At 67.0% G+C, this 11,284-nt stretch carries 10 protein-coding genes; 3 read left to right on the top strand and 7 right to left on the bottom strand.

The window, feature by feature from the left end:
• Window positions 1-22: 22 nt before the first annotated feature.
• The 3 genes from AC0J42_RS17960 to AC0J42_RS17970 are packed head-to-tail and all read right to left on the bottom strand — an operon-like array spanning window position 23 to window position 4,126.
• Window positions 23-1,462, bottom strand: a complete 1,440-nt coding sequence (locus tag AC0J42_RS17960) for an efflux transporter outer membrane subunit (RefSeq protein WP_416424917.1) — start codon at window positions 1,460-1,462, stop codon at window positions 23-25.
• Window positions 1,459-3,027: an MDR family MFS transporter gene (locus AC0J42_RS17965; protein WP_473002781.1), complete on the bottom strand. Its 1,569-nt coding sequence runs from the start codon at window positions 3,025-3,027 to the stop codon at window positions 1,459-1,461. Before AC0J42_RS17965 ends, AC0J42_RS17960 begins: the two co-directional genes overlap by 4 nt.
• Window positions 3,020-4,126, bottom strand: a complete 1,107-nt coding sequence (locus tag AC0J42_RS17970) for an HlyD family secretion protein (RefSeq protein ID WP_416424919.1) — start codon at window positions 4,124-4,126, stop codon at window positions 3,020-3,022. Before AC0J42_RS17970 ends, AC0J42_RS17965 begins: the two co-directional genes overlap by 8 nt.
• 100 nt (window positions 4,127-4,226) lie before the next feature.
• Between AC0J42_RS17970 and AC0J42_RS17975 the strand changes: the two genes are divergently transcribed.
• The gene (locus AC0J42_RS17975) at window positions 4,227-4,934 is read left to right on the top strand and encodes a CerR family C-terminal domain-containing protein (protein WP_473002783.1); all 708 of its coding nucleotides are present in this window, start codon (window positions 4,227-4,229) and stop codon (window positions 4,932-4,934) included.
• Here the strand turns inward: AC0J42_RS17975 and AC0J42_RS17980 are convergent.
• On the bottom strand, window positions 4,924-5,937 hold the full coding sequence (locus AC0J42_RS17980; RefSeq protein WP_473002784.1) for a sensor domain-containing diguanylate cyclase: 1,014 nt from the start codon (window positions 5,935-5,937) through the stop codon (window positions 4,924-4,926). The two genes, AC0J42_RS17975 and AC0J42_RS17980, sit on opposite strands and share 11 nt — an antisense overlap.
• 208 nt (window positions 5,938-6,145) lie before the next feature.
• On the opposite strand from AC0J42_RS17980, the gene AC0J42_RS17985 reads away from it, so the two are divergent.
• Together AC0J42_RS17985 and AC0J42_RS17990 are read left to right on the top strand one after the other, a co-directional pair.
• A complete protein-coding gene (locus tag AC0J42_RS17985; RefSeq protein WP_416424922.1) occupies window positions 6,146-6,427 on the top strand; it encodes a type II toxin-antitoxin system RelE/ParE family toxin in 282 nt (93 codons plus the stop codon).
• Window positions 6,428-6,436: 9 nt separating this feature from the next.
• Entirely contained in the window at window positions 6,437-6,757 is a 321-nt protein-coding gene (locus AC0J42_RS17990) for a HigA family addiction module antitoxin (protein ID WP_473002787.1), read from the top strand.
• Between the two features lie 93 nt (window positions 6,758-6,850).
• Here the strand turns inward: AC0J42_RS17990 and AC0J42_RS17995 are convergent, their stop codons facing one another.
• The 3 genes from AC0J42_RS17995 to wecB form a co-directional block, all read right to left on the bottom strand.
• Window positions 6,851-8,173, bottom strand: a complete 1,323-nt coding sequence (locus tag AC0J42_RS17995; protein WP_416424924.1) for an ABC transporter ATP-binding protein — start codon at window positions 8,171-8,173, stop codon at window positions 6,851-6,853.
• Window positions 8,174-8,187: 14 nt separating this feature from the next.
• Window positions 8,188-9,927, bottom strand: coding sequence for an ABC transporter permease (locus tag AC0J42_RS18000; protein ID WP_473002789.1), 1,740 nt, complete (start codon window positions 9,925-9,927; stop codon window positions 8,188-8,190).
• A 194-nt stretch (window positions 9,928-10,121) separates the two neighbouring features.
• Window positions 10,122-11,231 (bottom strand): non-hydrolyzing UDP-N-acetylglucosamine 2-epimerase, encoded by a 1,110-nt coding sequence (gene wecB, locus AC0J42_RS18005; RefSeq protein ID WP_473006877.1) that lies wholly within the window; start codon window positions 11,229-11,231, stop codon window positions 10,122-10,124.
• Window positions 11,232-11,284 lie beyond the last annotated feature (53 nt).

Below are 11,284 nucleotides of genomic sequence, written 5' to 3' on the forward strand. Positions count from 1 at the left end.
GTAGCAGCGGCGGCAGGCCGCGTCAGACGCGCCACCCCAGCCCCAGCGCCTTGTGCAACGCCGCGAAGTCCTTGAGCAGCTGCGCATCGCCGCTGATGCGGTTCTGCTCGGCATCGAAGCGCGTGCGCTCGGCGTCCAGCCAGTCCAGGGTGCTGGCGGTGCCGGCCTTGTAGCGCTCGCGGGTGAGGCTGGCGGCGCGGCCCGAGGAGGCTTCGATATCGCGCAGCAGCACCACGTTCTGGCGCTGGTGGCCGTAGCGCGCCAGGGCGGTGTCGGCGTCCTTGAGGGCTTGCAGCACCACGCTGCGGTAATGCGCCTGGGCTTCGTCGCGGCCGGCGGTGGCGCTGTCGACGCTGGCGGCCACGCGGCCGAAGTCCAGGGCGTTCCAGGTCAGGCGCGGCAGCAGCAGCCAGGTGCCGTTGTCCTTGCGCAATAGGTGCGAGGGTTCGGCGGCGCTGAAGCCCAGGTCGCCCATCAGCGACAGTTTGGGGAACCAGTCAGCCTTCTTCTCGCCGATCTGCGCGTTGGCCGAGGCCAGCTGGCGCTCGGCGGTGCGGATGTCCGGACGCGCCTTGAGCAGGGCCGCCGGATCCGCCACCGGCACCTGCGCCGGCACCTTGGGCAAGTCCTTGGGCTGTCCCAGTTGGGCGTCGAGCTGGCCCGGCTCCTGGCCACACAGCACCGCCAGTTCATCCAGCGACTCGACGATCTGCGCCTGCAATGGCAAGCGCTGGGCCTGAGTGGTCTGCAGCTGGGTGGTCACCTGCTCCAGCTGCAACTGCGAGGCCACGCCGCGGGCGCGGCGCTGCTGGGTGAGGTCGAGCACCTGGCTTTCGAGGTCGGCGGTGGCGTCCACCAGGGCCAGGCGCGCCTGGCGGTCGCGCAGGTCGACGTAGGCCTGCACCACTTCGGCGGCCAACTGCACCTGGGCGTCGGCGAGGTCGGCCATGGACGCGTCGGCGCTGGCCGACGCCGCCTCGATGGCGCGGCGGGTGCCGCCGAACAAGTCGACCTCCCAGCTGGCGTCGAAGTCGGCCAGGTAGAACTGCACCGGCCCACGGCCGCCGCCGCTGTCGCCACCGGTCAGCGACGACAGGTCCGGCGAGCGCATGCGCAGGCTGGTGGCGTTGGCGCTGAGCTTGGGCATGGCGTCGGCCTGCTGGCTGTGCAGGCCGGCACGCGATTCACGCAAGCGCGCCTCGGCCGAGGCGATATCGGGGCTGCCCTTCAGCGCGGCGTCCACCAGCGCGTCCAGCTGCGGGTCGCCCAGGCCGCGCCACCAGTCGGCGGCGGCAGGCATCGTCGCGGCACCGGCGTCGGCGTGGGGCAGCTTGCCGGCGGCCAGGGTCTTGTCGGCCACCGTGGGTGCGCCGTGGTAATCGGGGCCCACCGTGCAGCCGGCCAGCAGGGCCAGCGCCAGGGCGCCAATCAGGGTCTTGTCGAACTTGCCGCTGTCGCTCATGGATGGCTCGCCGGTTTTTTCAGAAGAAGCGCCAAGGGCACGCAGACCACCAGGGCAATGCCCAGCAGGTAGAAGCATTCGTTGAAGGTCATCACCGTCGCCTGGGTGGCGATGTTGCTGGCCAGCTGCGCCGAGGCCTTGAGCTGCGCCAGCGCCTGGTCGCCGGTCTGCGCCAGGAACGAGGCGGTCTGGCTGGCCATGTAGTCCTGGCCCTGCGCACTGTTGGCGGTCAGCGACTCGCGGATGACGTCGTCGTGGTAGGTGTTGCGGCGGTCAATCATCACCCCCATCAGCGCCAGGCCGATGGAGCCCCCCAGGTTGCGCGACATGTTGTACAGCCCCGCCGCATCCCCTGCCTCGTGGGTGGCCACCGCCGCCATGGACGCCTGGTTCAACGGCATCATTGCCAGAATCTGCGCGAAGCCGCGCAGCAGCTGTGAGCCGTAGAAGTCGTGGCCGACGCTGAGCGCCGTGAGGCCGACGTCCATGGCGCAACTGATGGCGAACATCACCAGGCCGATGCTCACCAGCCAGCGACTGTCATAACGCTGCAGCAGCGCCGGCAGCACCGGCATCAGCAGGAACGCCGGCAGCCCCGACAGCAGCATGATCGAGCCCGCCTGCTGGGCGTTGTAGCCGGCCACGGTGCCAAGGAACTGCGGCAGCAGGTAGGAGATACTGTAGATCGCCGCGCCCACCGTCGAAACGATGAGAATGACGCTGGCGTAGCGCGGGTTGCGCAGCAGATTCAAGCGCACGATGGGCTTGCTGGCCGTGACCTGCCCCACCGCCACCAGGCAGAAGCCCAGGAACGACAGCAGGCTCAGCCACACGATCATGTGCGACTCGAACCAGTGCTCGCGCTGGCCCTCCTCCAGCACCACGGTCAGGGTGCTCAGGCCCAGCGCCAGGCCGAGGATGCCGATCCAGTCAGCCTTGATGAATTGCTGCAGGTCGGCCTTTTCCGGACGCAGGCCGCTCCACAGCAGCGCCACCAGCGCCAGGCTGATGGGCAGGTTGAGGAAGAAGCACCAGCGCCAGCTGGCGTTTTCGGTCAGCCAGCCGCCCACCACCGGCCCCATCAGCGGCCCCAGCAGCACAGTCAGGCCGAAGATCGCCATGCCCGCCGACATCTGGTGCTTGGGCAGCCGGGTGCGGATGATGGTCTGCGCCGTGGGGATCATCGCGCCGCCGGCAAAGCCCTGGCCGATGCGCCCCAGCACCATGGCCAACAGGCTGGTGGACAGGCCGCAGTACATGGAAAACAGGGTGAAGATGATGGCGTTGCCCATCAGGAAGCGGCGCAGGCCGAACACCCGGGTCAGCCAGGCTGCCAGCGGGATCATGACGATCTCGGACATCAGGTAGCCGGTGGAAATCCACGTGCCTTCGGTGCCCGAGGCGCCGATCTGGCCCTGGATCTGCGGCAGCGCCGAGTTGGTGATCGAAATGTCCAGCGTCGCCAGCAGCGCGCCCAGGGAGCCGGCGGCCACGGCCACCCAGTCACTGAGCGAGGCGTTGGCCTCGCGCGGCGCCGCGGCCGGTGCAGCCAGTGCCTCAGCCATGGGTGCGCACGTCCACGTCGACGGTCACCGACAGGCCTGGCACCAGCACCTTGCGCACGTCATCGGGCACGTCCATCTGGATGCGCACCGGCACCCGCTGGACGATCTTGGTGAAGTTGCCGGTGGCGTTCTGCGACGGCAACAAGGCGAACTGCGAACCGGTGCCCGGCGACAGGCTGTCGATGTGCCCGGCCAGGTCCTGGCCCGGCAGCGCGTCGACGTGCACGGTGACCTTCTGCCCAGGGCGCATGTCGCCGATCTGGGTTTCCTTGAAGTTGGCGGTCAGGTACAGCGCCTGCACCGGCACCACGGTCAGCAGCCGCGTGCCCGGCTGGGTGAACTGCCCGACCCGCACGCTGCGGTCGGCCACGCGGCCGGCCAGGGTGCTGACCACGGTGGTGTCGTCCAGGTCCAGCTGCGACTGGCGGGCGCTGGCCTGGGCCACCACCAGTTGCGCACGGGCCTGCTGCAGCTGCGCCTTGAGAATGCCGGTGCGCGTCTGCGCCGACTCCAGCGCTGCCTGGCGCGCGGCCTGGCTGGTGCTGGCCTGGGCCAGTTTGTTGGTCAGCTCGGCCAGGCGTTCTTCGGTCTCGGCGCCGGACTTGGCCAGCGGCGCGTAGCGGTTGACCTCGGCGCGGGCGTGCTGGGTGTCGGCCCCGGCCCCGGCCAATTCGGCACGGGCCTGGGCGATGCTGGCGTCCTGCTGCACCAGGTCGGCCTGGGCCTTGGCCACGTCAGCCTCGCGCGAGGCCACGGTGGCCAGCGCCTCGTCCAGGGCCGCCTGGTATTTGCGCGCGTCCAGGCGCACCAGCGGCTGGCCCACGTCGACGGTCTGGTTGTCGGCCACCAGCACCTCGGTCACGTAGCCGCCCACCTTGGGCGCCACGGTCATGCTGTCGGCGGCCAGGTAGGCGTCATCGGTGCTTTCGATGAAGCGCCCGTGCAGCCACCAGTAGCCGCCCCACACCAGCGCGGCCAGCACAATCAGTAGCCCCAGGCCCAGCAGCACCTTGCGCGGGCCGGCGCGCTGGGGCTCCTTGGGGTCTTCGGCCACGGGGGAAAGTTGCTCTTGCGGACCGAGAGGGCGATCGACGGACATGCCAGGGGCTCCAAAATATTCCAGTCGATACAAAATGTGACGGTAGCGAATTTATGTCAAGTGATATATTTTGCACCTGACTCACTCAAGGCACTTCGACATGGCACGACATCGACCGGCTAAGGAAGGCGGCTACCAACGCGGCGAAGAGACGCGCTCGCGCATCATCGACGCCGCCCTCGGGCTGTTCGCCGAACGCGGCTTCGACGGCGCCTCCACCCGCGACATCGCCACCGCCGCCGGGGTCAACGCCCCGGCGCTGCAGTACTACTTCGACAACAAGGAAGGCGTGTACGTGGCCTGCGTGGACCACATCCTCACGCACATCTGGGAACAGCTGAGCGGCGTGGTGCTGCACGCCGAGGCGCTGCTGGAAGACGCCGACGCCAGCGATGAGGCGTTGATCGACGCCTACCTGGAGGTGCTGGGCGGCTTCGTCAGCTTCATCCACGACACCCCGCAAAGCAGCGACTGGCGCCGTTTCATGGCGCGCGAGCAGGCCGGCCTTGGCCCGCCGGCGGCGTTCGAGATGATGAACCAGGGCTTCAACCAGCGCCTCAGCGCGGTGACCCGCGGCATCCTCGGCCGCCTGACCGGGCGCAGCGCCGACGACGAGGTGACGATCATTCGGGCGATGGCCTTCAACAGCCAGGGCATGGCCTTCCGCGTGCTGCGCCGGCCAGTGCTGCGGGCGCTGAACTGGGACACCATCGACCGGGCGCGCATGGAGACCGTGCGCGACACACTGCTCTCGCAGAACCGCCTGACCCTGGAAGCGCTGGTGCGCGAGCGCAACGCTAGCCGATGACCACCTGGTTGCGGCCCTGGGCCTTGGCCTGGTACAGCGCCTGGTCGGCGACAGTGAAACTGTCCCGGGGCACGCTGGCCGGGGTGGCGAAGGCGGCGCCGATGCTGACCGTGACGTGGCCGAAACTTGAGCGCCGGTGTTCGATGCCCAGCTGCTGGATGCCCTTGCGCAGGGCCTCCAGCGCCTCCCGCAACGCGTCCGGCTGGGCGCTGCTGGCCAGCAAGCCGAATTCCTCACCGCCCAGGCGCCCGGCGATCATATGGTGCGCGTCAGCCACCGCCTGGATCACCGCCGCCACCTGGCGCAGGCAATCGTCGCCGGCCGGGTGGCCGTAGGTGTCGTTGTACTGCTTGAAGTAATCGATATCCACCATCACTGCGGCCAGGGGCTGGCCCGCCGGGGCTTCCTGCCATTTGCGCTGGATGCTCTCGAGCATGAAGCGGCGGTTGAACAGCTGGGTCAGCGGGTCGATGGCGGTGGCCGTGCGCAGGGTCAGGTCGTTCTCGATCATCGCGCGCAGGTGGCGGAACACCTCGCGGCGCGGCTCGTCCAACTCGCCCGGCTGCGGGTCCATGGCACACAGCGCACCCACCAGCTCACCGCCGGGGGCGCGCAGGGGAATGGCGGCGTAAAAGCGCACGAAAGGCGCGCCGCTGACCAGCTGGCACTCGGCGTAGCGGGCGTCCTCGCGGGCGTCTTCCACCACGAACACATCCTGCTGGCGCACCACGTGGTCGGCCAGGGAGCGCCCGCGGGGAATGCTGTCCAGCACCACCCCGGCTTCGGCGCGGTAATGCTGATGCTCGGCGTCCAGCAGAATCACCGCGCTGTAGGCAGTGCCCAGCACCGTCTTCAAAATCGCCACGGCGTGGCGGAAGCATTCGCGCATCACCTGGTCGTCGTGCAGCAGCCATTCGATGACCCCGTGCTCGGGCTCGGGCGGCGCGCTGGCGGCGGTGTGCACACGGCTGGCGGGGCGATCCAGGGAGGAGATGAGACTCACGACATGCCTCTGAACGGATGGGGATGTGATCGTATCGACATGCGTTCGACAAGCTTGAGTCCGGTGGTCGGGTATGGCGATGACGATACCGTCGAATCAACCACCCTGATCGCCTCTCCAAAAGGCAGACACATCGTGAAAATATAACGCGAAACAGCATATGCTGCGAAACGTTATAGTGCTACCGTATTCAATCAGGCACGGACCGATGATCAAGACTTTCAGGGACAAGCAAACCGAAGCGGTCGCCAGCGGATTGGTCGCCAGAAGATTGCCCCGGGACATTCAGCGCGTTGCCTTGCGCAAACTTCGCCAGCTGGAAGCCGCCAAGGCACTGGACGATTTGCGTGTACCACCGGGTAATAAGCTGGAGCCGCTGCATGATGATCGGGCGGGTCAACACAGCATCCGAATCAACGCTCAATGGCGCGTCTGTTTCCGCTGGATCGACGGCGATGCTTACGACGTGCAAATCGTGGACTACCACTGAGGACATAACATGACAATCCGCCCAGACCTGCTGGCCGAAACCTCTGGCGAGCAATTGCCCAACATTCACCCTGGTGAAATCCTGATGGAGGAATTCATCACGCCTCTGGGCCTTACCAAAAATGCAGTAGCTACCGCCATCGGCGTACCCGCCACTCGCATTGGCGAAATCGTTCGCGGCACCCGTGCCATCAGCGCCGACACTGATCTTCGGCTTTCACGGTTCTTTGGCACCTCGGAAGGCTACTGGCTGGCGCTGCAGTGCACCCATGACCTGGAGGCTGCCAAACGTGCGGGGCACTATGAAAACATTCCTCGCTATGCTGCGTAGGAGCGCACCTGATCGAATTCATTGCGACCCTGACGCAGCCTGCGGCAGCTGCTACGCCGACTTGTAGCAGCGGCCGCAGGCCGCGTCACGGCGTCAGCTCTCCCCTTCCACATCCTCAAGGCTGAACGTTTCGGTGTGGTCGTCGTAGGAGAAGATCTCCGCGTACCGCCCCCAGCTGATCACGCTTTCCAGGGTCTGCTCGACGAAGGCTTCGGTCAACGAATCTTCCAGCTCCTGCTCGAAACGCACGCGCGGGGCGTGGTGGCCGCGGCGTTCCTGCAGGATCAGGCGGATGCGCGCCGCCAGGGGTACGTTGCGCACCAGGTGCTCGGCGAACAGGGTCTTGCGCTCCTGGGTGCCGAAGTCGGCGAACAGCTTGCCCGGCTCGGTCAGGGTGATGTCCGCGCCCTTGAGCTCGACGAAGCCCAGGTGCTCGAGCATTTCCGCCACCGGGAACAGGTCGTCCACCTCCAGCAGCAAACGCTCGGCCACCATGGGCATGCCGGCGTGGCCGTGGTACGGCTCGGCAGCCAGGGCTTCCATCAAACCGGCCATGAGGTTGGTGGACACGTCGGGCAGCGGGCTGCCGACTTTCAGCTCGGCCCTGCCCTTGCTGGCGTCGGCGCTGCGGCGGTCGGTCATCAGCGCGTAGATGTCGTCGATCATATTGCGGAAGGTGGGGTCCAGGCGGTTGCGCGGGTGCGCGAACGGCACGCGGATCTGCGCCACCACGCGCCCGGGGTTGGACGACAGCACCAGGATGCGGTCGCACATCAGCACCGCTTCCTCGATGTTGTGGGTGACGATCAGGATCGACTTGATCGGCAGCTGCTTGTCGCTCCACAAGTCCAGCAGGTCGGTGCGCAGGGTCTCTGCGGTGAGCACGTCCAGCGCCGAGAACGGCTCGTCCATCAGCAGCAGCGTGGGGTTCACCACCAGCCCCCGGGCGAAGCCCACGCGCTGGCGCATGCCGCCGGACAGCTCGCGCGGGTAGGCGTTCTCGAAACCGTCCAGGCCGATCAGGTCGATGGCCGCCAGGGCCCGCTGGCGGGCTTCCTTGCGCGGCACCTTGAGCGCATGCAGGCCGGCTTCCACGTTCTCAAGCACCGTCAGCCAGGGGAACAGCGCAAAGGTCTGGAACACCATGGCCACGCCCTCGGCCGGGCCGGTCAGCGGCTCGCCGCGGTACAGCACCTCGCCCGCGCTGGGCTCGATAAGGCCGGCGATGATGCGCAGCAGGGTCGACTTGCCCGAGCCGGAACGCCCCAGCAAGCCAACGATTTCACCCTCGCGCAGGGTCAGGTCGACGTCGCTGAGCACCTGCAGGGTCTCCTTGCCCTTGCCGAAGCCGCGGCTGACGTTGCTCAGCGAGAAAATCTGCGCGGTGTTGCCCGGGTGTTGGTTCAAGGTATTCATCCACGGTTCCCCATTCAATTCATGCGCAGCTTGTTTTCAGCCATGGCGTACATCGGGCGCCACACCACCCGGTTGAACAGCACCACGAACAGCGACATCACCACCACCCCCAGGGTGATCTTGGGGAAGTCGCCGTCTGCCGTGGTTTGCGCGATATAGGCGCCCAGCCCGTGGGCCACGACCTTGTCCTGGCCCCAGGCGACGAATTCGGAAACGATGCTGGCGTTCCAGGCACCGCCCGACGCAGTGATCGCACCCGTCACGTAATACGGGAAAATCCCCGGCAGCATCACCGTGCGCCACCACTGCCAGCCGCGGATGCGGAAGTTCGCCGCCGCCTCGCGGAAATCGTTGGGGAAGGCACTGGCGCCGGCGATCACGTTGAACAGGATGTACCACTGGGTGCCCAGCACGATCAGCGGGCTCAGCCACACGTCCGGGTTCAGCTGGTAGCGCAAAATGACGATGACGAACACCGGGAACAGCAGGTTGGCCGGGAACGCCGCGAGGAACTGCGCCAGCGGCTGGACCTTCTCCGCCCACTTGGGCCGCAGGCCGATCATCACCCCCAGCGGCACCCAGATCAGCGACGCCACGACGATCAGCAACAGCACCCGCAGCAAGGTGATCAGGCCCAGGCCCACCACGTGCAGGCATTCATCCAGGCCCACTTCACTGCCCACGTACTCGACGATGTGCCACAGCGCATACAAGGTCAGCGCACCGATGGCCAGGTTCCACACCCAGTCCACCAGCCGCGACGCCGCCGGGTTGACGCTGGCCCGGCGTTGACGGCGTGGCAGGCTGAAGCGGCGGTTGCCCAGGCGGCCGATGGTGCGGGTGACGGGCCGCAGCATGCGCTGTACCAGGCGCGTGCGCTGGATCAGGTTGAGCACCCAGGACTCCGGCGCGCCGGCCTGGGAGGCGGTGTTTTCCATGCGGAACTTGTCGGCCCAGGCCACCAGCGGGCGGAACAGGAACTGGTCGTACAGCAGGATCACCACCACCATGGCCAAAATCACGTAGCCCACGGCCTTGAGGTCCTGCTGCAGGATGGCGGTGGCCAGGTACGCGCCCACGCCCGGCAGGGTGATGGTCTTGTCGCCCACGGTGATCGCCTCGGACGCCACCACGAAGAACCAGCCGCCGGACATGCTCATCATCATGTTCCACACCAGGCCCGGAATGGCGAACGGCACGTCCAGCTTCCAGAAGCGCTGCCAGGCCGACAGCTGCATGTTGCTGGCCACCTCGGCCAGGTCGTTGGGCACCATGCGCAGCGACTGGTAGAAGCTGAACGTCATGTTCCACGCCTGGCTGGTGAAGATGGCGAAGATGGCCGCGCACTCGGCGCCCAGCACCCGGCCGGGGAATAGCAACAGGAAGAAGGTCACGGTGAACGAGATATAGCCCAGCACCGGCACCGACTGGAGAATGTCCAGCACCGGCACCAGCAGCTTCTCCGCACGCCGGCTCTTGGCCGCCAGGGTGCCATAAATCAAGGTGAACACCAGCGACGCGGCCATGGCCGCAAGCATGCGCAAGGTAGTGCGCACGGCGTACTCGGGCAGGTCGGCCGGGTCCAGGGAAATCACCTGGGTCTGCAGGGTGGAGATCGGTGCCCAGGTCTGGTGGGCGCCAATGGAGAAGAACAGCAGGAAGCCCACCACCAGTGGCAGGGCCATGAGGTCCCAGCGGTTGGGCAGCAACCGTAGCGTCGACGCCGGAATGTAGTGACGCAGTACCTTGTTCATAGGGCAAGTTCCGGCATTAACCTGCGCGCACGCCGCACGGCCACGCGGACCGTTACAGCACAGCACAAGATCAGGGGTTGGTAAAATAATGTCGGCGCGGCGCCGGGTGGGCGCCGTCGCCGCGGAGTATAGGTAGGTGATTGTTACAATGGCGTAAAATAAGCGTCACGTTTGCCGTTCGTTCAGGTTCGGCGCTACCCCTGCCCTGCCAGGCTCGCCGCCAGCACCTCGACAATGCGCGCGGCGCTGTGGCCATCACCGTAGGGCGACACGCCACGGGCCATGGCGGCGTAGGCCTGGTGGTCGTCCAGCAACAGCTGCACCTGCTCCACCAGGTGCTGGGTGTCGGTGCCCACCAGTTTCACCACGCCACAGGCCACCGCCTCCGGCCGCTCGGTGTCCTCGCGCAGCACCAGCACCGGCCGGCCCAGCGCCGGCGCCTCCTCCTGCACGCCGCCCGAGTCACTGATGATCAGGTAGGCGCGCTGCATGGCGGCCACGAACGAGGCGTAGTCGAGCGGGTCGCACAGCACAATGTTCGGGCAGTCGGCGAGCATGCCATAGGCCACTTCGCGCACGTTGGGGTTGGGGTGCACCGGGTACAGGAACTGCAGGTCGGCATTGCGCTCGGCCAGCAGTTTGAGCGCCGTGCAGATCGCCACGATGGGCGCACCGAAGTTTTCCCGGCGGTGGGCCGTTACCAAAATCATCCGCGCCCCCGGCGCCAGCTTGACGTCGAGGGTTGGTTGACGAGCGCTGACGGCCAGCAAGGCGTCGATCACCGTGTTGCCGGTCAGGGTGATGGCCGCCCGGTCCACCCCCTCGGCCACAAGGTTAGCCACTGCCCCGTCGGTGGGCGCGAAGTGCCAGCGCGCCAGGCGGCTGGCCATCAGCCGGTTGGCCTCCTCGGGAAACGGGCTGTCGAGGTCGAAGGTGCGCAGCCCAGCCTCGATGTGGCCGAACGCAATGCGCTGGTAGAAGCTGGCCATGGCGGCGCTCAACACCGTGGTGGTGTCACCCTGGGCCAGCACCACGTCGGGGGCTTCGTCGCGCAACACCCGGTCCAGCTCCAGCAGCAGCCGGGCGTTGAGGCTGGCCAGGGTCTGGTTGGGCTGCATGATGTCCAGGTCGATATCGGGCTGGATGTCGAACAACGCCAGCACCTGGTCCAGTAGCCCGCGGTGCTGGGCGGTGGCCACCACGCGGCAGTCGAACCGTGGATGTTGCTTCAATTGATTGATCACCGGCGCCATCTTGATGGCCTCCGGGCGCGTGCCGATGACGCAGACTACCTTGTGCCGAATCCTGTCCACTGTCATATCCCTATGCCATCTGCACCGCGCAGGATGCCAGAGCG

It is taken from the genome of Pseudomonas sp. Tav-5-1A, assembly GCF_055755055.1.